This window comes from Halomonas sp. H33-56, from assembly GCF_040147035.1.
Lineage (GTDB): Bacteria > Pseudomonadota > Gammaproteobacteria > Pseudomonadales > Halomonadaceae > Halomonas > Halomonas litopenaei.
The window spans coordinates 2008861-2034702 of record NZ_JAMSHP010000001.1; the positions used below are offsets into that span (position 1 = coordinate 2008861).

Annotated in this window: 7 protein-coding genes; 5 read left to right on the plus strand and 2 right to left on the minus strand. The window is 63.7% G+C overall.

The window, feature by feature from the left end; all coding sequences use genetic code 11:
• Window positions 1-32: 32 nt before the first annotated feature.
• Window positions 33-500: a DUF3592 domain-containing protein gene (locus NFH98_RS08700; RefSeq protein WP_349622548.1), complete on the minus strand. Its 468-nt coding sequence runs from the start codon at window positions 498-500 to the stop codon at window positions 33-35.
• A gap of 119 nt (window positions 501-619) precedes the next feature.
• On the opposite strand from NFH98_RS08700, the gene NFH98_RS08705 reads away from it, so the two are divergent.
• Both NFH98_RS08705 and NFH98_RS08710 read left to right on the plus strand, forming a co-directional pair.
• The gene (locus NFH98_RS08705; RefSeq protein WP_261395632.1) at window positions 620-1081 is read left to right on the plus strand and encodes a tellurite resistance TerB family protein; all 462 of its coding nucleotides are present in this window, start codon (window positions 620-622) and stop codon (window positions 1079-1081) included.
• A gap of 136 nt (window positions 1082-1217) precedes the next feature.
• Window positions 1218-2459 (plus strand): NAD(P)/FAD-dependent oxidoreductase, encoded by a 1242-nt coding sequence (locus tag NFH98_RS08710; protein WP_349622549.1) that lies wholly within the window; start codon window positions 1218-1220, stop codon window positions 2457-2459.
• A 237-nt stretch (window positions 2460-2696) separates the two neighbouring features.
• On the opposite strand, the gene NFH98_RS08715 is transcribed toward NFH98_RS08710, so the two are convergent.
• The gene (locus tag NFH98_RS08715) at window positions 2697-3239 is read right to left on the minus strand and encodes a hypothetical protein (protein WP_349622550.1); all 543 of its coding nucleotides are present in this window, start codon (window positions 3237-3239) and stop codon (window positions 2697-2699) included.
• Window positions 3240-3499: 260 nt separating this feature from the next.
• Here NFH98_RS08715 and pyrC point away from each other — a divergent pair, with 260 nt between their 5' ends.
• The 3 genes from pyrC to NFH98_RS08730 all read left to right on the plus strand — a co-directional run bounded on the left by pyrC (window position 3500) and on the right by NFH98_RS08730 (window position 25740).
• Window positions 3500-4540, plus strand: coding sequence for a dihydroorotase (pyrC, locus tag NFH98_RS08720; RefSeq protein WP_045993004.1), 1041 nt, complete (start codon window positions 3500-3502; stop codon window positions 4538-4540).
• Between the two features lie 468 nt (window positions 4541-5008).
• Window positions 5009-15622, plus strand: a complete 10614-nt coding sequence (locus NFH98_RS08725; RefSeq protein ID WP_349622551.1) for a cadherin-like domain-containing protein — start codon at window positions 5009-5011, stop codon at window positions 15620-15622.
• Window positions 15623-15651: 29 nt separating this feature from the next.
• The gene (locus NFH98_RS08730) at window positions 15652-25740 is read left to right on the plus strand and encodes a cadherin-like domain-containing protein (RefSeq protein ID WP_349622552.1); all 10089 of its coding nucleotides are present in this window, start codon (window positions 15652-15654) and stop codon (window positions 25738-25740) included.
• Window positions 25741-25842 lie beyond the last annotated feature (102 nt).

A 25842-nucleotide genomic window follows, 5' to 3' on the forward strand; every position in this document is an offset into this window, starting at 1 on the left:
GCTGGCGACAGCGAGTGGGCGTGAGGCGTGATTCAAGTCTTGAACGAGAACAGGGCAAAGGCGCCGAGGCTTGCCACCAGCAGGAAACCCGCCAGGCCGATGCGGCCCCAGGGCAGCGAGGCGTTGCCCACATGCATCAGCTCAGGCTTGCGCGGTGAGTAGCGCACACGCACGACGCTGCCTACGGGATAGTCGGCGATGTAGGCATCGGCGTCTTCCTGTCGGGTGAAGGAGGGAACGCCATCGAAGCCCGCGTTGTCGGATTGAATACGCCGACCGTCGATGGTGGCTTCGAAGCGCAGCACTGCCAGGTAACGCCTTTGCTGATCGTCTCGCTCGCGCTGGTGGCGCTGGGCTTCCGCCAGCCGGACCTCGGCGTGGGTCACGGTGGCCTCGGCGGTCGGCCAGCGGTTGACGTCGCGGACCTTGTACGCGCCGACGCCGGCGATGACGGCACCGATCAGAGCGGCGAGGGAGACGATCAGCAGCGGATGAGGCATGGTGGTATTCCGAATGAGCCCATGAATGTCGAGGGCGAAGCAGGGGGCGCCGTCACGGGCGGTTCATGAGCCTCCTGGAAGGCGCAACTCTTGGAAGGCGCAACAACGAGGAAAACACGATGACGATGATGGCGTCCCTGAAGCGTTGGATCAATGATGTGGCGCAGCAAGAGGATGCGTCGTCCAGGGTGGACCTGTCACTGGCCACGGCGGTGCTGCTGTGCGAGGTGATGCGTGCGGACTACCGCCTGGATGACAGCGAGATCCATCTGATGCGCAGCCAGCTCAAGGAACAGTTCGAACTCGAGGACGAAGCGCTGGACGAGCTGATGACACTGGCTCGGGAAGAGGCCGAGGGTGCGGTGGATCATCACCGCTTCGTGCGTGAGTTGCGTGACCGCACCGGCTACCAGGATCGGGTCGCGCTGGTACAGCAGATGTGGGCGCTGGCGTTTGCCGACGGCGAGAAGGATGCCCTGGAGGAACACCGTATCCGCGCCCTGGCGGAGCTGTTGCACGTCAGCCACTCGGACTTCGTGCGCACCCGCATCGTCGAACAGAATCGCGCCGAGGGTGTGTAGCGAAAGTCTTGACGCTACAATAAGTTTTTCTGCATATGACGCCGTGGTCGCCATGGTTTTACTGGCGAGGGGCGGCATGTCCAGGTAATCACACGTCATCAGACGTTAGCAGGCGTTATAGGACAAGGAGGAAATGATGTCGCGCAAGATGGTGGTAGTGGGAGCCGGCATGGTCGGTGTGTCGGTGGCGTGGCATCTGAGGCGCCGTGGCCACCAGGTCACACTTGTCGACCGCCGTGAGCCCGGTCGCGAGACCTCCTACGGCAACGCCGGCATCATCCAGCGCGAGGCGGTGCGTCCCTATGCCTTCCCGCGCGATCTGGCGACCTTGTTGCGGGTGGTACCCAATCGTCAGATCGACATCCGCTATCGTCCGGGCGCGATGTTCGCAAGCGCCGGGACGCTGCTCAAGTACTGGCAGAACTCGGCGCCCGCCCGTTACGAACAGATCGTGCCGGAGTACGCCTCGCTGATAGGCGGCTGCCTGGAGGCCCACTCGGCGATGATCGAGGCTTCCGGTGCCGACGCGCTGGTACGTCGCCAGGGCTGGCTCGAGGTCTATCGGAGCAGCAAGGCGCTGGGCGAGCGAGCGGCCCAGGCCGAGTTGGATGCCAAGCGCTTCGGCATCCGCTTCGACTACCTCGACAGCGAGGCGCTGGCGCGCCTTGAGCCGGATCTGGAGCCCGGACTTGCCGGGGCGATCCACTGGCTCGATCCCTGGACGGTGGCAAGTCCGGGTGATCTGGTGGCCGCCTACGCCAAGTCATTTTCCGATGATGGCGGTGAGATCATCCAGGCGGACGTCACCGATGTGCGCCGGCAGGGCGATACCTGGCGCATCGATACTTCGGGCGACAGCCTGGAGGCAGATGGGCTGGTGATGGCGTTGGGTCCCTGGTCACAGGACTGGATGAAGGCCCTGGGGCTGTCGATCCCGCTGTTCGTCAAGCGTGGCTACCATATGCACTATGGTCAGTCGAATAACGCCAGACTGACCCACTGGGTGATGGACGCCGAGGTAGGCTATCTGCTGGCGCCCATGAGCAGCGGGATTCGCCTGACCACGGGAGCCGAGCTCGAGCGTTTTGATGCGCCGGCCCACCTGGAACAGCTGGAGGCAGCGGAGCAGCAGGCACGCAAGCTGTTTCCGCTGGGGCAGCGTCTCGAGCCCACGCCGTGGAAAGGCGCCAGACCCTGTACCCCGGACATGAAGCCGGTGATCGGTGGCGTACCCGGGCAGTCAGGCTTGTGGCTGGCCTGTGGCCACGGTCATCAGGGCTTCACCCTGGGCCCGGTGACCGGCAAGCTGCTGTCGCAGGTCATCGATGGCGAGCAGCCGGACATCGATATGGCGCCGTTCAGGGTGGACCGCTTCTGATCCCGCGCTGGCGCCGGTCCATGCCGGAAGTGCGTTAGCGCCTGCCCATGCCGGCAGTCCGGGGCCGTGCCGCCTGTGCAAGGGGCGGTCTGGCGTGGCAGTCAGCGAGGGCGAAAGAGGTGGGGAAGCGGCGGGCAAACTGCGTGCAAGCGCCGTTGTCGGCGGCGGCGGCGGGGCTGGTCAGGCTGGGGCCAGTCGGTGACCAGACATCGGCCCCGTCATGATCTGAGGCCTTTATCAGGCCTCGTCGGCGTCACGACGGTGAAGGCCGGAGGCTGAGTTACCGTCGTTCGAGGTATCGTTCAAGGTAGCGTTCGCGCTATTGGTCGAGCTATTGGTCGAAAGAGCAGGCTCGGCGCCGGATGACCCGCGGCGATCGGCCAGGGCGCGTGCCAGCAGCTTGATCAGCAGCGTCACCAGGAACACCAGCCAGCTTGCCGTCGCCAGTACATTGAACAGCAGCATCTTCTGGGCGCCGCTCATCGGTGTAATCAGATGGTCGATGCCGATGGCCAGCAGAAATGCCAGGTTCAGCGGCAGCGCCAGGATGTGCATCCACATCTCCGTGCGCCGCTTGCGGACGTGGTAGCGGCCCAGCATCACCCGAACCGGGCGGTGAACGAAGCTCACCAGGATCATGCTGCCGAGCAGCAGCAGGGCGGCCAGGGCCGGCTCGGCGCTGCCGATATGCAGCGACACGCTAATCGACCAGTAAAGCATCAGCCACATCAGGCCTGCCAGGGTGGCGACGAGGTCGGCGTAGTGACGAACCTTGGGCATGTAACTCTCGCTAGGATGTTTCTGTAATAAGTCTGCGCGCGGCCAGAGGCCCTGGGACTAGTCGGCTCGTTGACGGCGCCTTGACAACGTATCGCCCCGGACATCGATGGTAACGTGCCGCGACTCCTCGACGGTGCGGATCAGATCCGGGCGCATGTCCCTCGAATGATACGCGAAATCTCACCCCGTTTGGGCCATGAAACCTTGCCCTTTACGGTATACTGCGCCCGACCATGGATCACTCGACGACAGGATAACAAGTGACTGCGATTACCTTGACCCGGCCCGACGACTGGCACCTCCACCTGCGCGACGGCGTCGCTCTGGCCTCCGTGGTGGCCGATACCGCCCGCCAGATGGGCCGTGCGATCATCATGCCGAACCTCAAGCCGCCGGTGACCAATCTGGACCAGGCACTGGACTACCGCCAACGCATCTTGGCTGCCTTGCCTGCGGAAAGCCAGTTCGAACCGCTGATGACCCTCTATCTTACCGATCGCACCACTTCGGAAGACATCGAGACGGCCTGGGGCAGCGGCAAGGTGCAGGCGGTCAAGCTGTATCCGGCCGGGGCCACCACCAATTCCGACTCAGGCGTGACCGATCTGCGTCACTGCGAGGAAGCGGTAGCCACCATGGCACGGCTGGGGATGCCGTTGCTGGTGCATGGCGAGGTGACCGATCACGAGATCGACATCTTCGATCGCGAGGCGGTGTTCATCGAGCGGGTCATGAAGCCGCTGCTGTCCCGTCATCCTGATCTCAAGGTGGTGTTTGAGCATATTACCACCGCCGACGCGGCGCGCTTCGTGGCCGAGTCGCCGTCGAATATCGGCGCAACCATCACCGCTCATCACCTGCTCTACAACCGCAACCACATGCTGGTGGGCGGGATTCGCCCGCACTACTACTGCCTGCCGATCCTCAAGCGCGAGCGTCATCGGGAGGCGCTGATCGAGGCGGCGACCTCGGGCGACAAGAGCTTCTTCCTCGGCACCGACAGCGCGCCCCATGCCCGTCACGACAAGGAAAGTGACTGTGGCTGTGCCGGCGCCTATACCGCGCTGACGGCCATCGAGCTGTACGCCACCGCCTTTGAACAGGCCGGCGCGCTGGATCGGCTGGAGGGATTCGCCAGTCACCACGGTCCCGACTTCTATGGCCTGCCGCGCAACAGCGACTCGATCACCCTGGACAAGGTCGAGTGGCAGGTACCGGCAGAACTGCCGTTTGGCGAAGGCAAGACGCTGGTACCGCTGCGTGCCGGTGAAACTCTGGGCTGGAAGATGCGCCAGGACTGACAGACCTGATGCGATGACCTGGCGTGGCGACCTCGAGCCGCGGCCTGGTACCCGGACCTCATACTCGGATGAGATGTTCTGGACGGTAATCTGCTTTAGCTAGCCCTGATGATATGACTCAGGGTTTCTTGACCACGAAAACGGCGCGCCCAAAAGGGCGCGCCGTTTTCGTATCTGGCCCCTGGGCAGCGCCGAGGTGCGGGCCAAGGGAATGCCAGGGGAGGCGGCTCTGTATTGGAGGAGGGCTCAACAAGGACTGACGTGAAGCATCAAAGGGGTAGCGAAGAGGCATGGGAAAGTTGGGCCATTGGATTAGAGGTAGTTCATTGTCCTCTAGTACAGTATTGACCTATACCCCATGCATGTAATGTGCGCATAAGCACAGTTTTGTTGCTGCCGGACTAGGTTTGTCATCCCTTTGTTCACAAGGCCTAGGTCTGTCATCCAAAAAAAGAGAGACGCGCCCCTATGATCATCGCCATCGTCGTACAAGTTACCGGCCAAGCCTGGGCCAGAGATGCTGAAGGCAACCTGAGGCCCCTGGCCGAGGGCGACCGCCTGACTGAGGGCGAGGTGGTGATCACCGAAACCGGCGCTCGAGTGAACCTCGTGCAACCCGATGGCACCCGCCTGGCGCAGCTCGGTGGCGAAGTCGAGGTGGCGATTAGCGAGGCGATCAACGAGCAAGGGTCGGCCGATGACGAGGTGATAGAAGACGCCGAGGTCGCCAGGGTCCTGGCGCTGCTCGAAGAGGGCGAAGGAGATCTGCTCGAGGCGTTGGAAGCTCCTGCCGCTGGCTCCGCGGGGGGCGCCGGCGCCGAGGGCGGGCACGATTTCGTGCGTCTTTTGCGTATCGTCGAGGAAGTGTCGCCGCTGTCGTTCGAGTACGGCTATCAGCGCGAGGTCTACGACGTTCAGGAGCAGGATGGCGGGACCGCGGCCGATGAGGACGAGTCGGTCACCCTGACGGGGCTCGATGGGCCTGCGGGAGCAGCAGGCAGCGCCGATATCGGCTTTTCCTCTGCCGAACAGACTGTCAGTGAGGCAGGACTTCCTGGCGGTAGTGGATCAGGCACCGCCGCGACATCAGCGAGTGGCAGTTTTGGTGTATCCGCACCCGATGGCCTGTCGTTCATTACCGTTGGCGGCAGTGGTCCGATCAGCTTGGATCGGCTCAATGGCCTGTCCGGCAATCCGCTGACCATCGAGACGCCCCTGGGCAGCCTGACGCTGACAAGCTATAGCGGCGATGACACCGGTGGTAGCGTTGCCTACACCTACGATCTGACCGACAACGTCGACAACGACAGCGTCGACGGCGCAACCGACGATGGCGTGGTCGACAGCATCGAGATTAGTGCTGTCGACAGCGATGGCAGTACCACCAGTGGCACTCTGGATATCGCGATTCTCGACGATGCGCCCGAGGCGGTGGATGATGCCACCACGACCGGCGAGGACACAGCGGTCACCTACAACGTGCTGGTCAATACCGACGGCACCAGCGATGTTCAGGGCGCTGATGGTGCCAGTGTCACCGCCGCGAGCTTGCGAAATCTGAGCCAGGGCAGTGTGAGCTTCGACAGCAACACCGGTGAGGTGACCTTCACCCCGGCGGACGGCTTCGAGGGCGACGCGGTCATCGACTACACCATCACCGATGCCGATGGCGACACCAGCGACGCGGTGTTCACCGTCACCGTAGCGGCGGACTCCACGCCCACCGTCAGCGTGCCGGACGAATCCCCCGATGCCGAAGGTGGTCAGTTCAGCGTCAGTGAAGCCGGATTGCCGGGCGGTAGCGCGGCAGGCGACGGCAGCCAGTCCACCGGCGGTAGTCTGCCGATCACCACCGGCGGCGACAGCCTGGCCTCGTTGGTGATCAACGGCCAGAACGTGACGGGCGGCGGCACGGTCGAAGGCGACTACGGCACCCTGAGTGTCAGTGTCTCTGACGGCGAGTACAGCTGGAGCTACACCCTGGACGGCAGCACCCAGGATCACACCAGCCAGGGCACCGGCAGCGACGATCTGGCGGATCAGTTCGCCATCGTCGTCACCGACAGCGATGGCGACGAGGCCTCGACTAGTCTGACCATCGACGTCAACGACGATGTGCCTGTGGCCGTGGATGACGCCGCCAACACCGGCGAAGACACCCCCGTCACCTACAACGTGCTGGCGAACGACACCCAGGGCGTGGACGGTGCCAGTGTCAGCGACGCCACCCTGCGCAATCCGAGCCAGGGCAGCGTGTCCTTCGATAGCGACACCGGTGAGGTAACCTTCACCCCGGCGGCAGGCTTCGAGGGCGATGCGGTAATCGACTACACCATCCGCGACGCCGATGGCGACACCAGCGACGCGGTGTTCACCGTGACGGTGGCGGCGGACTCCACGCCGACCGTCAGCGTGCCGGACGATTCGCCCGATGCCGAAGGTGGTCAGTTCAGCGTTAGCGAGGCGGGCCTCGCGGGCGGTAGCGCGGCGGGCGACGGTAGCCAGACCACCGGCGGCAGTCTGCCGATCACCACCGGTGGCGACAGCCTGGCCTCGTTGGTGATCAACGGCCAGAACGTGACGGGCGGCGGCACGGTCGAAGGCGACTACGGCACCCTGAGTGTCAGTGTCTCTGACGGCGAGTACAGCTGGAGCTACACCCTGGACGGCAGCACCCAGGACCACACTAGCCAGGGCACCGGCAGCGACGACCTGGCGGATCAGTTCTCCATCGTCGTTACCGACAGCGATGGCGACGAGGCTTCGACCAGTCTGACCATCGACGTCAACGACGATGTGCCTGTGGCCGTGGACGACGCCGCCAACACCGGCGAAGACACCCCCGTCACCTACAACGTACTGGCGAACGACACCCAGGGCGTGGACGGCGCCAGTGTCAGCGACGCCACCCTGCGTGATCCGAGCCAGGGCAGCGTGTCCTTCGACAGCGACACCGGTGAGGTGACCTTCACCCCGGCTGCAGGCTTCGAGGGCGATGCGGTCATCGACTACACCATCACCGATGCCGATGGGGACACCAGCGACGCGGTGTTCACCGTGACGGTGGCGGCGGACTCCACGCCGACCGTCAGCGTGCCGGACGAATCCCCCGAGTCCGAGGGTGGTCAGTTCAGCGTCAGCGAAGCCGGATTGCCGGGCGGTAGCGCGGCAGGCGACGGCAGCCAGTCCACCGGCGGTAGTCTGCCGATCACCACCGGCGGCGACAGCCTGGCCTCGTTGGTGATCAACGGCCAGAACGTGACGGGCGGCGGCACGGTCGAAGGCGACTACGGCACCCTGAGTGTCAGTGTGTCTAACGGTGAGTACAGCTGGAGCTACACCCTGGATGGCAGCACCCAGGATCACACCAGCCAGGGCACCGGCAGCGACGATCTGGCGGATATGTTCGCCATCGTCGTCACCGATAGCGATGGCGATACGGCTTCGACCAGCCTGACCATTGACGTCAACGACGATGTGCCGAAGGCTCGTGATGACCGCAACACTATTGCCGAGGAGACCGCTTCTGTTTCCGGCAATGTGCTGGGCAACGACACCACCGGCGCCGACACCACCGATGCCGATCCGGCCAGCGTAGCGCTGGACGCGCCGACAGGCGCCGGCCAGTACGGCACGCTGACGCTCAACAGCGACGGCAGCTACACCTACCAGCTCGACAACGACGATCCGCGGGTGCAGGCACTCAGCGGCAAGGAGACCCTGACCGAGACCTTTGCTTACACCCTGACCGACGCTGATGGGGACACCTCACCGGCGACGCTGACCATCACCGTGACCGGCACCGACGACGGTGTCAGCCTCTCGGGCCTGGCGAGCGAAGGCAGTGATGTATCGGTCAGCGAAGCGAATCTTGCTGGTGGCAGCGATGCCGACAGCAGCGCACTGACCCAGCCTGGCAACTTCACGTTCGCCAGCGTTGATGGCGTGGCCAGCGTACAGGTGGGCAACCAGTCGTTGACCCTGGCCCAGCTGCAGGGTCTGTCCGCCGATAGCCCGGTGGTGGTCGATACCGAATACGGCAGCCTTAGCCTGACCGGCTTTACACCGTCGGATAGTGCCAACCCGGCCGCCGGCGGCACCGTGAGCTATAGCTACACGCTGGACACCCGCGTCGACAACGACAGCCAGGCTGACGCCACGGATGCCGGCTTCACCGAGACGGTGGCCCTGGTGGTCACCGACGATGACGGCAGTGCGGCCAACGGCAGCCTCAGCATCGCGATCGCCGACGATAGCCCGTCCGCGAGTAACGACAGCGACACTATCGCCGAGGAGACCGCTTCCGTTTCCGGCAATGTGCTGTCCAACGACACCACCGGCGCCGACACCACTGATGCCGATCCGGCCAGCGTTGCACTGGGCGCCCCGACGGGCGCCGGCCAGTACGGCACCCTGACGCTCAACAGCGACGGCAGCTACACCTACCAGCTCGACAACGACGATCCGCGGGTGCAGGCACTCAGCGGCAAGGAAACCCTCACCGAGACCTTTGCCTACACCCTGACTGACGCCGATGGGGATACCTCACCGGCGACGCTGACCATCACCGTGACCGGCACCGACGACGGTGTCAGCCTCTCGGGGCTGGCGAGCGAAGGCAGCGACGTAGCGGTGAGCGAAGCCAATCTCGCCGGCGGCAGCGATGCCGACAGCAGCGCACTGACCCAGCCTGGCAACTTTACGTTCGCAAGCGTTGATGGCGTGGCCAGCGTGCAGGTGGGCAACCAGACGCTGAGTCTGGCGCAGCTGCAGGGCCTGACCGCCGATAGCCCGGTGGTGGTCGATACCGAATACGGCAGCCTTAGCCTGACTGGCTTTACACCGTCGGATAGTGCCAACCCGGCCGCCGGCGGCACCGTGAGCTACAGCTACACGCTGGACACACGCGTCGACAACGACAGTCAGGCTGACGCGACGGATGCCGGCTTTACCGAGACGGTGGCCCTGGTGGTCACCGACGATGACGGCAGTGCGGCCAACGGCAGCCTCAGCATCGCGATCGCCGACGATAGCCCGTCCGCGAGTAACGACAGCGACACTATCGCCGAGGAGACCGCTTCCGTTTCCGGCAATGTGCTGTCCAACGATACCACCGGCGCCGACACCACTGATGCCGATCCGGCAAGCGTAGCGCTGGACGCGCCGACAGGCGCCGGCCATTACGGCACGCTGACGCTCAACAGCGACGGCAGCTACACCTACCAGCTCGACAACGACGATCCGCGGGTCCAGGCGCTCAGCGGCGAAGAGCAACTCACTGAGACCTTTGCCTACACCCTGACCGACGCCGATGGCGACACCTCACCGGCGACGCTGACCATCACCGTGACCGGCACCGACGACGGCGTCAGCCTCTCTGGCCTGGCGAGCGAAGGCAGCGACGTTTCTGTCAGCGAAGCGAATCTGGAAGAGGGCTCCGCGGCGGATGCTGCGGCTCTGACCCAGCCTGGCAACTTTACGTTCGCCAGCGTTGATGGCGTGGCCAGCGTGCAGGTGGGCAACCAGACGCTGAGTCTGGCGCAGCTGCAGGGCCTGACCGCCGATAGCCCGGTGGTGGTCGATACCGAATACGGCAGCCTTAGCCTGACTGGCTTTACACCGTCGGATAGTGCCAACCCGGCCGCCGGCGGCACCGTGAGCTACAGCTACACGCTGGACACACGCGTCGACAACGACAGTCAGGCTGACGCGACGGATGCCGGCTTTACCGAGACGGTGGCCCTGGTGGTCACCGACGATGACGGCAGTGCGGCCAACGGCAGCCTCAGCATCGCGATCGCCGACGATAGCCCGTCCGCGAGTAACGACAGCGACACTATCGCCGAGGAGACCGCTTCCGTTTCCGGCAATGTGCTGTCCAACGATACCACCGGCGCCGACACCACTGATGCCGATCCGGCAAGCGTAGCGCTGGACGCGCCGACAGGCGCCGGCCATTACGGCACGCTGACGCTCAACAGCGACGGCAGCTACACCTACCAGCTCGACAACGACGATCCGCGGGTCCAGGCGCTCAGCGGCGAAGAGCAACTCACTGAGACCTTTGCCTACACCCTGACCGACGCCGATGGCGACACCTCACCGGCGACGCTGACCATCACCGTGACCGGCACCGACGACGGCGTCAGCCTCTCTGGCCTGGCGAGCGAAGGCAGCGACGCTTCTGTCAGCGAAGCGAATCTGGAAGAGGGCTCCGCGGCGGATGCTGCGGCTCTGACCCAGCCTGGCAACTTTACGTTCGCCAGCGTTGATGGCGTGGCCAGCGTACAGGTGGGCAACCAGTCGTTGACCCTGGCCCAGCTGCAGGGGTTGTCCGCCGATAGTCCGGTGGTGGTCGATACCGAATACGGCAGCCTTAGCCTGACTGGCTTTACACCGGCAGATAGTGCCAACCCGGCCGCCGGCGGCACCGTGAGCTACAGCTACACGCTGGACACACGCGTCGACAACGACAGTCAGGCTGACGCGACGGATGCCGGCTTTACCGAGACGGTGGCCCTGGTGGTCACCGACGATGACGGCAGTGCGGCCAACGGCAGCCTCAGCATCGCGATCGCCGACGATAGCCCGTCCGCGAGTAACGACAGCGACACTATTGCCGAGGAGACCGCTTCTGTTTCCGGCAATGTGCTGGGCAACGACACCACCGGCGCCGACACCACTGATGCCGATCCGGCCAGCGTAGCGCTGGACGCGCCGACAGGCGCCGGCCATTACGGCACGCTGACGCTCAACAGCGACGGCAGCTACACCTACCAGCTCGACAACGACGATCCGCGAGTGCAGGCACTCAGCGGCAAGGAAACCCTCACCGAGACCTTTGCCTACACTCTGACCGACGCCGATGGGGACACCTCACCGGCGACGCTGACCATCACCGTGACCGGCACCGACGACGGCGTCAGCCTCTCGGGTCTGGCGAGCGAAGGCAGCGACGTTTCGGTCAGCGAAGCGAATCTTGCTGGTGGCAGCGATGCCGACAGCAGCGCACTGACCCAGCCTGGCAGTTTCACCTTTACCAGCGCCGATGGCGTGGCCAGCGTGCAGGTGGGCAACCAGTCGTTGACCCTGGCCCAGCTGCAGGGGCTGTCCGCCGATAGCCCGGTGGTGGTCGATACCGAATACGGCAGCCTTAGCCTGACCGGCTTTACACCGGCAGATAGTGCCAACCCGGCCGCCGGCGGCACCGTGAGCTACAGCTACACCCTGGACACCCGCGTCGACAATGACAGCCAGGCTGACGCCACGGATGCCGGCTTCACCGAGACGGTGGCCCTGGTGGTCACCGACGATGACGGCAGTGCGGCCAACGGCAGCCTCAGCATCGCCATCGCCGACGATAGCCCGTCAGCGAGTAACGACAGCGACACCATTGCCGAGGAGACCGCTTCCGTTTCCGGCAATGTGCTGGGCAACGACACCACCGGCGCCGACACCACCGATGCCGATTCGGCCAGCGTGGCGCTGGACGCGCCGACAGGCGCCGGCCATTACGGCACGCTGACGCTCAACAGCGACGGCAGCTACACCTACCAGCTCGACAACGACGATCCGCGAGTGCAGGCACTCAGCGGCAAGGAAACCCTCACCGAGACCTTTGCCTACACCCTGACTGACGCCGATGGGGACACCTCACCGGCGACGCTGACCATCACCGTGACCGGCACCGACGACGGCGTCAGCCTCTCTGGCCTGGCGAGCGAAGGCAGCGACGTTTCTGTCAGCGAAGCGAATCTGGAAGAGGGCTCCGCGGCGGATGCTGCGGCTCTGACCCAGCCTGGCAACTTTACGTTCGCCAGCGTTGATGGCGTGGCCAGCGTACAGGTGGGCAACCAGTCGTTGACCCTGGCCCAGCTGCAGGGTCTGACCGCCGATAGCCCGGTGGTGGTCGATACCGAATACGGCAGCCTTAGCCTGACCGGCTTTACACCGGCAGATAGTGCCAACCCGGCCGCCGGCGGCACCGTGAGCTACAGCTACAGCCTGGACACCCGCGTCGACAACGACAGCCAGGCTGACGCCACGGATGCCGGCTTCACCGAAACGGTGGGCCTGGTGGTCACCGACGATGACGGCAGTGCGGCCAACGGCAGCCTCAGCATCGCCATTGCCGACGACAGTCCGTCCGCGAGTAATGACAGCGACACCATTACCGAAGAGACCGCCACGGTCACCGGCAATGTGCTGTCCAACGACACCACCGGCGCCGACACCACTGATGCCGATCCGGCCAGCGTTGCACTGGACGCCCCGACGGGCGCCGGCCAGTACGGCACCCTGACGCTCAACAGCGACGGCAGCTACACCTACCAGCTCGACAACGACGATCCGCGGGTGCAGGCTCTCAGCGGCAAGGAAACCCTCACCGAGACCTTTGCCTACACCCTGACTGACGCCGATGGGGACACCTCACCGGCGACGCTGACCATCACCGTGACCGGCACCGACGACGGCGTCAGCCTCTCTGGCCTGGCGAGCGAAGGCAGCGACGTTTCTGTCAGCGAAGCGAATCTGGAAGAGGGCTCCGCGGCGGATGCTGCGGCTCTGACCCAGCCTGGCAACTTTACGTTCGCCAGCGTTGATGGCGTGGCCAGCGTACAGGTGGGCAACCAGTCGTTGACCCTGGCCCAGCTGCAGGGTCTGTCCGCCGATAGCCCGGTGGTGGTCGATACCGAATACGGCAGCCTTAGCCTGACCGGCTTTACACCGTCGGATAGTGCCAACCCGGCCGCCGGCGGCACCGTGAGCTATAGCTACACCCTGGACACCCGCGTCGACAACGACAGCCAGGCTGACGCCACGGATGCCGGCTTCACCGAGACGGTGGACCTGGTGGTCACCGACGATGACGGCAGTGCGGCCAACGGCAGTCTCAGCATCGCAATCGCCGATGATGCGCCGGAAGCGGTGGCCGACACCAACAGCATTACCGAAGAGACCGCTACGGTCGGCGGCAATGTGATCGGCGGTACCGACAGCGGAGCGAGTGCCGGTGATGCGGCTGATACTCTGGGCGCCGATACCACCACCGTGACCGCCGTCAGCAGTAACAACGCCAGTGGCAACAGTGCCAGCACGGTCGACGGCAATCTGGTCATCGAGGGTCAGTACGGCACTCTGACCATCGCCTCGGACGGCAGCTACAGCTACGCGCTGGATAACACCAATCCGGCGGTGCAGGGCCTGGACGGTGACGAAAATGCCACCGAGGTCTTTACCTACACCCTGACCGATAGCGACAACGACGTCAGCAGCACCACCCTGACGCTGACCATCCAGGGTCAGGAAGATGATGCGCCGACCGTGACGGTCGAGGACAGCGATGCCGACGTCAGTGGTGCCGACAACAGCGTGACAGAAGCCAGTGGCGAGACCGTCACCGGCAGCTTCACGGTGGGCGGCAGTGCCGGCCTTGCCAGCGTCACCATTGCGGGGGTGGAGCTGGTCGGGGCGGACTTTACCACCCCGGTGACCATTCCCAATGACGCGGGCCAGGGCAGCCTGAGTATCACCGGCTTCGATGCCGACAGCGGTACCTTCAGCTACAGCTACACCGAGACCGGCGGTGCGGCGAGTCACAACGCGGCTGACGACAACATCGTCGACAGCTTCGCGATCGTGGTCACCGACCACGAAGGTGACATCGCCAGCAATAGCCTGGACATCCAGATCCTGGATACCGCGCCGGATGCAGATGATGACTCCACCACGACCGGTGAAGACCAGTCTGTCGCCTACAACGTCCTGGCCAACGACACCCAGGGCGCGGACGGTGCCAGTGTCACCGACGCCACCCTGCGAAATCCGAGCCAGGGCAGTGTGTCCTTCGACAGCGACACCGGTGAGGTGACCTTCACCCCGGCGGCGGGCTTCGAGGGCGATGCGGTCATCGACTACACCATTCGCGATGCCGATGGCGACACCAGCGACGCGGTGTTCACCGTCACCGTGGCGGCGGACTCCACGCCCACCGTCAGCGTGCCGGACGATTCGCCCGATGCCGAAGGTGGTCAGTTCAGCGTCAGCGAAGCCGGACTGCCGGGCGGTAGCGCGGCAGGCGACGACAGCCAGAGCACCAATGGCAGTCTGCCGATCACCACCGGGGGCGATAGCCTGGCCTCGCTGGTGATCAACGGCCAGAACGTGACGGGCGGCGGCACGGTCGAAGGCGACTACGGCACCCTGAGCGTCAGTGTCTCTGACGGGGAGTACAGCTGGAGCTACACCCTGGACGGCAGCACCCAGGACCACACCAGCCAGGGCACCGGCAGCGACGACCTGGCGGATCTGTTCGCCATTGTCGTTACCGACAGCGATGGCGATACGGCTTCGACCAGCCTGACCATCGACGTCAATGACGATGTCCCTGTGGCCGTGGATGACGCCACCACGACCGGCGAGGACACAGCGGTCACCTACAACGTGCTGGTCAATGCAGACGGTACCAGCGACACCCAGGGTGCGGACGGTGCCAGTGTCACCGACGCCACCCTGCGTGATCCGAGCCAGGGCAGCGTGTCCTTCGACAGCGACACCGGTGAGGTGACCTTCACCCCGGCGGCAGGCTTCGAGGGCGATGCGGTCATCGACTACACCATTCGCGATGCCGATGGCGACACCAGCGACGCGGTGTTCACCGTCACCGTGGCGGCGGACTCCACGCCCACCGTCAGCGTGCCGGACGATTCGCCCGATGCCGAAGGTGGTCAGTTCAGCGTCAGCGAAGCCGGACTGCCGGGCGGCAGCGCGGCGGGCGACGATAGCCAGAGCACCAATGGCAGTCTGCCGATCACCACCGGTGGCGATAGCCTGGCCTCGCTGGTGATCAACGGCCAGAACGTGACGGGCGGCGGCACGGTCGAAGGCGACTACGGCACCCTGAGCGTCAGTGTCTCAGTGTCTCTGACGGCGAGTACAGCTGGAGCTACACCCCTGGATGGCACCAGCACCCAGGACCACACCAGCCAGGGCACCGGCAGTGATGCCCTGGCGGATCAGTTCGCCATTGTCGTCACCGATAGCGATGGCGATACGGCTTCGATACGGCTTCGACCAGCCTGACCATCGACGTCGTCAACGACGATGTACCTGTGGCCGTGGATGACGCCACCACGCCGGCGAGGACACAGCGGTCACCTACAACGTGCTGGGTCAATGCAGACGGTACCAGCGACACCCTGGGTGCGGACGGTGCCAGTGTCACCGACGCCACCCTGCGTGATCCGAGCCAGGGCAGCGTGTCCTTCGACAGCGACACCGGTGAGGTGACCTTCACCCCGGCGGACGGCTTCGAAGGCGATGCGGTCATCGACTACACCATTCGCGATGCCGATGGCGACACCAGCGACGCGGTGTTCACCGTCACCGTGGCGGCGGACTCCACGCCGACCGTCAGCGTGCCGGACGATTCGCCCGATGCCGAAGGTGGGCAGTTCAGCGTCAGCGAAGCCGGACTGCCGGGCGGTAGCGCGGCAGGCGACGACAGCCAGAGCACCAATGGCAGTCTGCCGATCACCACCGGTGGCGATAGCCTGGCCTCGCTGGTGATCAACGGCCAGAACGTGACGGGCGGCGGCACGGTCGAAGGCGACTACGGCACCCTGAGCGTCAGTGTCTCTGACGGTGAGTACAGCTGGAGCTACACCCTGGATGGCAGCACCCAGGACCACACCAGCCAGGGCACCGGCAGTGATGCCCTGGCGGATCAGTTCGCCATTGTCGTCACCGATAGCGATGGCGATACGGCTTCGACCAGCCTGACCATCGACGTCAACGACGATGTACCTGTGGCCGTGGATGACGCCACCACGACCGGCGAGGACACAGCGGTCACCTACAACGTGCTGGTCAATGCAGACGGTACCAGCGACACCCAGGGTGCGGACGGTGCCAGTGTCACCGACGCCACCCTGCGTGATCCGAGCCAGGGCAGCGTGTCCTTCGACAGCGACACCGGTGAGGTGACCTTCACCCCGGCGGACGGCTTCGAAGGCGATGCGGTCATCGACTACACCATTCGCGATGCCGATGGCGACACCAGCGACGCGGTGTTCACCGTCACCGTGGCGGCGGACTCCACGCCGACCGTCAGCGTGCCGGACGATTCGCCCGATGCCGAAGGTGGTCAGTTCAGCGTCAGCGAAGCCGGACTGCCGGGCGGTAGCGCGGCAGGCGACGACAGCCAGAGCACCAATGGCAGTCTGCCGATCACCACCGGTGGCGATAGCCTGGCCTCGCTGGTGATCAACGGCCAGAACGTGACGGGCGGCGGCACGGTCGAAGGCGACTACGGCACCCTGAGCGTCAGTGTCTCTGACGGTGAGTACAGCTGGAGCTACACCCTGGATGGCAGCACCCAGGACCACACCAGCCAGGGCACCAGTGATGCCCTGGCGGATCAGTTCGCCATTGTCGTCACCGATAGCGATGGCGATACGGCTTCGACCAGCCTGACCATCGACGTCAACGACGATGTACCTGTGGCCGTGGATGACGCCACCACGACCGGCGAGGACACAGCGGTCACCTACAACGTGCTGGTCAATGCAGACGGTACCAGCGACACCCAGGGTGCGGACGGTGCCAGTGTCACCGACGCCACCCTGCGTGATTCGAGCCAGGGCAGCGTGTCCTTCGACAGCGACACCGGTGAGGTGACCTTCACCCCGGCGGACGGCTTCGAGGGCGATGCGGTCATCGACTACACCATTCGCGATGCCGATGGCGACACCAGCGACGCGGTGTTCACCGTCACCGTGGCGGCGGACTCCACGCCGACCGTCAGCGTGCCGGACGCATCGCCCGATGTCGAAGGTGGGCAGTTCAGCGTCAGCGAAGCCGGATTGCCGGGCGGTAGCGCGACAGGCGACGGCAGCCAGAGCACCAATGGTAGTCTGCCGATCACCACCGGTGGCGACAGCCTGGCCTCGCTGGTGATCAACGGTCAGAACGTGACGGGCGGCGGCACGGTCGAAGGCGACTACGGCACCCTGAGCGTCAGTATCTCTGACGGCGAGTACAGCTGGAGCTACACCCTGGACGGCAGCACCCAGGACCACACCAGCCAGGGCACCGGCAGCGACGATCTGGCGGATCAGTTCGCCATTGTCGTTACCGACAGCGATGGCGATACGGCTTCAACCAACCTGACCATCGACGTCAACGACGATGTGCCGACGGCACGCAACGATGACACCACGACCGGTGAAGACCAGTCTGTCGCCTACAACGTCCTCGCCAACGACACCCAGGGTGCGGACGGTGCCAGTGTCACCGACGCCACCTTGCGTGATCCGAGCCAGGGCAGCGTGAGCTTCGACAGCGACACCGGTGAGGTGACCTTCACCCCGGCGGACGGCTTCGAAGGCGACGCGGTCATCGACTACACCATTCGCGATGCCGATGGCGACACCAGCGACGCGGTGTTCACCGTCACCGTGGCGGCGGACTCCACGCCCACCGTCAGCGTGCCGGACGATTCGCCCGATGCCGAAGGTGGTCAGTTCAGCGTCAGCGAAGCCGGACTGCCGGGCGGCAGCGCGGCGGGCGACGATAGCCAGAGCACCAATGGCAGTCTGCCGATCACCACCGGTGGCGATAGCCTGGCCTCGCTGGTGATCAACGGCCAGAACGTGACGGGCGGCGGCACGGTCGAAGGCGACTACGGCACCCTGAGCGTCAGTGTCTCTGACGGCGAGTACAGCTGGAGCTACACCCTGGATGGCAGCACCCAGGACCACACCAGCCAGGGCACCGGCAGTGATGACCTGGCGGATCAGTTCGCCATTGTCGTTACCGATAGCGATGGCGATACGGCTTCGACCCGCCTGACCATCGACGTCAACGACGATGTACCTGTGGCCGTGGATGACGCCACCACGACCGGCGAGGACACAGCGGTCACCTACAACGTCCTGGTCAATACAGACGGTACCAGCGACACCCAGGGCGCGGACGGTGCCAGTGTCACCGACGCCACCCTGCGAAATCCGAGCCAGGGCAGTGTGTCCTTCGACAGCGACACCGGTGAGGTGACCTTCACCCCGGCGGCGGGCTTCGAGGGCGATGCGGTCATCGACTACACCATTCGCGATGCCGATGGCGACACCAGCGACGCGGTGTTCACCGTGACGGTGGCGGCGGACTCCACGCCGACCGTCAGCGTGCCGGACGCATCGCCCGATGCCGAAGGTGGTCAGTTCAGCGTCAGCGAAGCCGGACTGCCGGGCGGTAGCGCGGCAGGCGACGACAGCCAGAGCACCAATGGCAGTCTGCCGATCACCACCGGGGGCGATAGCCTGGCCTCGCTGGTGATCAACGGCCAGAACGTGACGGGCGGCGGCACGGTCGAAGGCGACTACGGCACCCTGAGCGTCAGTGTCTCTGACGGCAAGTACAGCTGGAGCTACACCCTGGATGGCAGCACCCAGGACCACACCAGCCAGGGCACCGGCAGCGACGATCTGGCGGATCAGTTCGCCATTGTCGTTACCGATAGCGATGGCGATACGGCTTCGACCCGCCTGACCATCGACGTCAATGACGATGTGCCGACGGCACGTGACGACAGCGACACCATTGCCGAGGAGACCGCTTCTGTTTCCGGCAATGTGCTGGCCAACGACACCACCGGTGCTGACACCACCGATGCCGATCCGGCCAGCGTAGCGCTGGACGCACCGACGGGCGCAGGCAATTACGGCACCCTGACGCTCAACAGCGACGGCAGCTACACCTACCAGCTCGACAACGACGATCCGCGGGTGCAGGCGCTCAGCGGCGAGGAAGAGCTGATCGAGACCTTTGCCTACACCCTGACCGACGCCGACGGGGACACCTCACCGGCGACGCTGACCATCACCGTGACCGGTACCGACGACGGCGTCAGCCTCTCGGGGCTGGCTACCGGGGGCAGTGACGTATCGGTGAGTGAAGCCAATCTGGAGCAAGGTTCTGCCCCGAGCGAGGACGCGCTGACCAAGCCCGGTAATTTCACCTTTACCAGCGCCGATGGCGTGCAAAGCGTGCAGGTGGGCAACCAGTCGCTGAGCCTGGGCGATCTGCAGGACCTGACTGCCGATAGCCCGGTGGTGGTCGATACCGAATACGGCAGCCTTAGCCTGACCGGCTTTACACCGTCGGATAGTGCCAACCCGGCAGCCGGCGGCACCGTGAGCTACAGCTACACGCTGGACACCAGCGTCGATAACGACAGTCAGGCAGGTGCCACGGATGCCGGCTTCACCGAGACGGTGGCCCTGGTGGTCACCGACGATGACGGCAGTGCGGCCAACGGAAGCCTCAGCATCGCGATCGCCGATGACAGCCCGTCCATCGAGTTCGTCGAAGCGCCTGCCAGCGTGGTCGAAGGCGAGAGTGTAGACGGCACCTGGAGCACCGACGCCGGTGCCGATGGTGCCACCGTCAGCGTGACAGCGGCAGGCGAAACCAAGCCGCTGGGCGATGGCGATACCGATTTCGTCAGCTTCAAGCTCGCCGAAGGCACTCTGACCGTCACTGGCGACGGCAACTGGACCTTCGAGGCCAAGGACAACCTCGACCAGGCCAACATTCCGTCGATCGACTTCACCATCACCACCGAAGACAGCGATGGCGATACCGCCACCGATAGCCACACCGTCACCATCACCGACGGCAGCGGCCCGAGTGTCAGCATCAAGGAAGGCGACGATGATGCTACTACCGAGGCGCTGGATCTGACACTGCAGGACGCCGACACCGGAGTCTCTGCGGATCAGGACAGTGGCGTACTGACGTTTAACGCGGGTAGCGACAGCCTGGTGAACTTCGGCTTTGGCAATATCGGTGCCGATGACAGCGTCACCGGCATCAGCGTCCAGGGTCTGGCGGCTGGTGAGTCTTTGGTCTGGAGCGCAAACGACGAGGGTGAACTGGAGGCTCGACTCGCTGGCAGCGACGACCTGGTGCTGACCCTGAGCCTGCAGGCGCCGGCCTCGGTGGCGGCTCAGAACAGTGGCGATGTCAGTGTCACGGCCACGCTCAGCGACAGTCTGCCCCATGAGGTGGCAGCGACGCTGAAGAACTCACTGTCTATCGAGGGCGTGAGTGTGGTGGCGAGCCAGGCTGATGGGGATAGTACGACGGCGACCGTCAAGGTTTCGGTGGTCGATGACGCGCCGGAGGCGGTGAATGATCAGCTCGATGGCGTGCAGTCTTCGCAGGTGATCAGCAAGGGTGCCGATGTTGGTCTGCTGGCCAATGACACCCAGGGCGCCGACGGCGCCACCGTGACCTTCGTCGATGAGTCTTCCCTGCAGGGTTCCCTGACGTGGAACGCCGATGGCAGCTTTGACTATACGGCCAAGGACAACGCCAGCTACACCGAGGTGGTCAACTACACCATTACCGACGCCGACGGTGATACCAGTCAGGCCACCCTGACCATCAATGTCGAAAACGGTACGCCGACGACTCAGCCGACCAACGTGCAGGTCAACGAGGCCGGGCTTGACGAGGGTTCCCAGTCGGCGACCAATTCAGAGCAAGTGAATGGGCAATTGGTGGCGACCGATGCCCAGGGCGACGACTTGACCTTCAAGGCGGAGACTATCAAGGGCAACTATGGCGAGATCGACATCCGCGCCGATGGTTCCTTTACCTACACCCTGACCAAACCGGTCACCTCGTCGGATAACCCCGTCGATGACGCCGAGAGCTTTGTCTATACGGTGACCGACAGTCACGGCAATTCCGCCACCGGCACCATTACCGTCGATGTCATCGATGATGTGCCTCAGGCCGTCAATGACACCCCCGCCGCGCTGCAGTCCGGTACCTCGTTGACCACCACAGCGGGCAACGGAATGCTGGCCAATGACGTCCAGGGTGCGGACGGGGCCACGGTCATCTCCGTCGATGACAGCGGGCTGCGTGGTCAGCTCAGCTGGAACGCCGACGGCAGTTACACCTACACCGCCGACGCCAACGATAGTTATGAAGAGGTAGTGAGCTACACCATCAGGGACGCCGATGGCGATACCAGCCAGGCGACCATCAAGTTTGTGGTGAACGACGGCTCGCCCACGGCCAATGCCAGCGCAGCTACCGTCAGCGAGGCCGGGCTTGCCACGGGCAGCGATGCCGCCAGCAATAGCGAAGTGGCGGAAGGCCAGCTTCAGGCAAGTGATGCCCAGGGCGATGCACTGACGTTCACCGCCACGACCCTGCGCGGCAGCTACGGCACTCTGGTCATCGAGGAGAATGGGTCCTACACCTATACCCTCGATACCGCCGTGACCGGCGCTGAGGCGGATAACGGTCAGAACACCCTGAATGGCCAGGACGTATTCAGCTATACCGTGATCGATGCCCACGGCAATAGCTCGACTGCCAGCATCAGCATCAATATTGTCGATGACGTGCCAACGGCGGTCGATGACGTTGTGAGCACCGCCGAGGACACTGAGGTCACCGTCGACGTACTGGCCAACGACGAGGGCGGAGCCGATGGCGCCACTCTGGTGTCGGCGAGCATGGCGTCGGGCTACGAGAGTGCTGGCAGGGTGACCATCGATAGCGACAGCGGTGAGGTGACCTTCACTCCGGCGGCGGGCTTCGAGGGCGCCGCGGTCATCGACTACACCATCACCGATGCCGACGGCGACACCAGCAACGCCACCTTGACGGTCAATGTGGCGGCTGACTCCACGCCGGAGGCCACCAATGGTGTCGCTCGCGTGGACGAAGATGGCCTGTCGGGTGGCAATGCCGGTGGCCCGGGTGATGCGGCCGGTGAGGCGACCGTCGTCACCGGGACGCTTGGCTATTCCTTTGGCAACGATGGGGCAGCGAGCTCAAGTGCCTTTAGCTGGAGTCTTGATGGCCTGCCCACGGTAACGGCCAGTGGCCAGGCGGTGTCCTACACGTTGAGCGACGACGGCCGCACGGTCACGGGGCGTGACGCCTCCAACGCACTGGTGTTGACCGTTGCCCTGACCGGGGTGGCGAACGGCGCCTACAAGGTGACACTGCACCAGCCTCTGGACCATGGTGAGCAGGGTACGGAGGACTCTCTGGCGTTCAATGTCGGCTACACCATCGTCGATTCCGATGGCAGCCCGGCCAGTGGTCAGTTGCAGGTGCTGGTCAACGACGACAGCCCGGAGGCCTTTACCTCGGATTCGGCTGCTCTCGTCGATGGTCGAGGCGGTCAGCTGAACTTTGCTGGCGTGTCTGGTGCCGATGGGGTCAAGGACGTGACCTTCACCGATGTGCAGGGGCAGCCAGCCACTGACGCGGACGGCAACCCCCTCTACTTTGACAGCGAGGCGCTGACCTATCAGGTATCCACCGACGGTCATCAGTTGCAGGCGGTGACTGCGGATGGGGTTGTCGGCTTTACGGTCACCCTGGATCCGGCCGGAGACGGCTATCAGATCAACGTTGCCGATGGCGAGATCAGCAACGGGCGTGTCGAGCGTGCCGATATCTCTGAACTGAGTCTCGATGGTGTCGTGCAGTACCACGGCATTAACTACCAGGACGATGAGGGTGACAACGACGTTCTCTACTCGACGCCCAATGGCGTTGGCATGGTGCCGCTGGACGGCACGCTCGGTGTCTTCGGTGGTGTAAGTCCCGGTATCGAGCTTAACGAAGTCATCCGCATCAGTTTCCTCGATAGCCTGGGGTTCTCTGTCACCGGTGAGCCGAGCTGGCAGGGGCACGAAAGTGTGTCCGAGGTGACCCAGACCATCCATGTTGAAGGTGACGGTGCCAAGGCAGTGGTCACCGTGGCTGCCTTCAACTACGCAAGTGATGTGCCGGGTTCTGGGTCTCCCAGCCAGACGGTGGACAACGATATTCGTCTGAGCGCCGATGACGTCCGCATTCTCGATCAGACAGGCACCGATGTTACCAACAAGGTGTCCGTCAGCGTCGATGGGGCCGGCCGTCTGATTCTGGATGGTGTGGAGGATGGATGGTCGTTCGAACTCAGTCCGGATGGTGGGCTCCAGGGTATCGAGGTGGTGGGCGGTAGCAATACGCCCTTTACCCTGGGCGATATGGACTATCGGCTTGGTGAGGCGGGGGATGCCTTTGACATCGAGCTCGGATTGACCGGTATTGATGGTGACGGCGATAACGCTGCGGGCAGCCTGACCGTCGAAGTCAGCGCTCCAGATCAACTGTTCGTCGGTGATAACTCCGACAATAGTGTTTCCGGCGGTGGCGGCAGTGATGTCATGGTCGGCGATGGCGGTGGCAGGTTCACCGTGGTGAATCAGGCTCAGAACTACAACATCTCTCTGATTCTCGATTCCTCGGGCAGTATGGGCGAGGATTCAGGTACTGAAGGCTTGACTCGTATGGAGCTGGCCAAGAGAGCACTAAAGAACCTGGTCGAGCAGCTCGCTGACTTTGAAGGTACCGTCAACGTTCAAATCATTGATTTTGATGAAGGCGCAAGCGCAGTAGAAGCGCTTGACTTAGGATCCTCGTCGGAAGACCTCGAGGACATTATTGAGCACATTGATGAGGCGTTAGCCAGTGGGGGGACGAATTACGAAGCGGCATTTACCGAATCTGAAGGATGGCTGAAGGCGCTTTCGGAGAATAATGGTTACGAGAATTTGACGTTTTTCTTGACGGATGGTCAGCCGACCTTCTATGTCACCGATACAGGCGATGTCGGTGGAACCGGTAGGAGCTTTGGGGTCGATGAGTTTGTGAATTCTATCGATGCCTTTGGAGAGCTTTCTGCGATCAGTCGCGTCGAAGCGATTGGTATAGGTTCTGGTGTTGATAAGGATATTCTAAGATTTTTTGACAACACCGATGTACTGGATGAAGGAAGCGGTAGAGCGATTGAGCTGAGCGGTTCCCGTGTACTGGCCGACTTTTCGGGTAGAAACGATGAGTTGGATGCCCGGGGAGCGTGGACGCTGTATGGGGATCAGCGGAGCTCCTTGCGAGTTTCTGGCGGGCAACTCGAGCTGACGGACGTAACGTCCGGGACAAACAGTTGGAGTGCGTACGCGATTAGCGATTCCTTTGCGTTAGATTCTGCGCCTGGCAAAGAAACGGCTATAGAAATTCGTTACAGAACGGATCTGTATGGCCCCGATGATGAGTTTCAATACCTGATTCAGAAATACGATAGTCAGGGGGGATGGAGCACTGTATACAGTGAAGTAGGCGGTGAAAGCGAAAGCTGGACAACGTTAGAAAGTAGCTTCCTCGATTCTGGGGTTTATCGAATTATCGTTAACGTGGTGAACGGTTCGGGGCAATCTGACAGCATCACTTTGGATAAGATTACGGTAAACGAGTACGTGCTGTCTGCGGCCTCAGGCGAGCCTTCCATCGTCAACACCGCCGAGGAGCTCGAGGCGGTGCTCAAGGGCGGCTCGTCCTTCGACAAGCTGGCGGAACTCGGCGACGATGTACTCGATGGAACGGATCGTGGTGACATCATCTTCGGCGACACCATCAATACCGACCATCTCGAATGGACCAATGGCGATGGTGAGGAGTTCAGGGCAGGCGAGCATGATGGTCTTGGTTTTGCCGGGCTGTTCGAGTTCCTCAAGTGGTCGGAAAATGGCGGAGCGGATCCCGACGAGACCCAGGTGCTCGAGTACATTCGCGGCAACTATGAATCCTTGATGGACACCGAGCGCAAGGATGGCGGCGCCGATACCCTCAAGGGTGGTGACGGTGACGACACCCTGATCGGCGGCGGTGGTAGCGACACGCTATATGGTGAGGAAGGCGATGACCTGCTGCTCGGTGGTGCCGGCGATGACACCCTGGTCGGAGGACTCGGTGCGGATACCTTCGCCTGGGTGCTGGGTGATGAGGGAGTGGGCGGGGATCCCGCCGACGACGTCATCACCGACTTCCACGTCGCGCCGGCCGGTGTCGACGCCAGCCAGGACCCAGAGGCCGATGTGCTGGATCTCAGCGAGTTGCTGCAAGGCTACGACAAGGACGACGACCAGCAGTCGCTGAATGACTATATCCACGCGGAGCAGGAAGGGGATGATATTGTGCTGTACGTCAAGAGCGATGGAAATCTGGCGGACGACAATGGCAACGCTGATCAGGTCATTACTCTGGAAGGTGTGGCCAACGCGGCCCCAAGCCCCGATGATTTCCTGACGCAGTTGCTCAACCAGGGCCAGCTGGATGTGTAGGCAGGCGCTCGGTCCCGTCGTATAGCGCGAAACGGGCAAGGCCCTCGGCGGTAAACGCCGAGGGCTACTGATCAAGGGAAACTTGATATATGCTCGACCAAC

What these genes read in the sequence shown, in the direction of transcription:
- NFH98_RS08700 (WP_349622548.1), bottom strand. Translation starts at nt 500, where the DNA reads ATGCCTCATCCGCTGCTGATCGTCTCCCTCGCCGCTCTGATCGGTGCC.
- NFH98_RS08705 (WP_261395632.1), top strand. Translation starts at nt 620, where the DNA reads ATGACGATGATGGCGTCCCTGAAGCGTTGGATCAATGATGTGGCGCAG.
- NFH98_RS08710 (WP_349622549.1), top strand. Translation starts at nt 1,218, where the DNA reads ATGTCGCGCAAGATGGTGGTAGTGGGAGCCGGCATGGTCGGTGTGTCG.
- NFH98_RS08715 (WP_349622550.1), bottom strand. Translation starts at nt 3,239, where the DNA reads ATGCCCAAGGTTCGTCACTACGCCGACCTCGTCGCCACCCTGGCAGGC.
- NFH98_RS08725 (WP_349622551.1), top strand. Translation starts at nt 5,009, where the DNA reads ATGATCATCGCCATCGTCGTACAAGTTACCGGCCAAGCCTGGGCCAGA.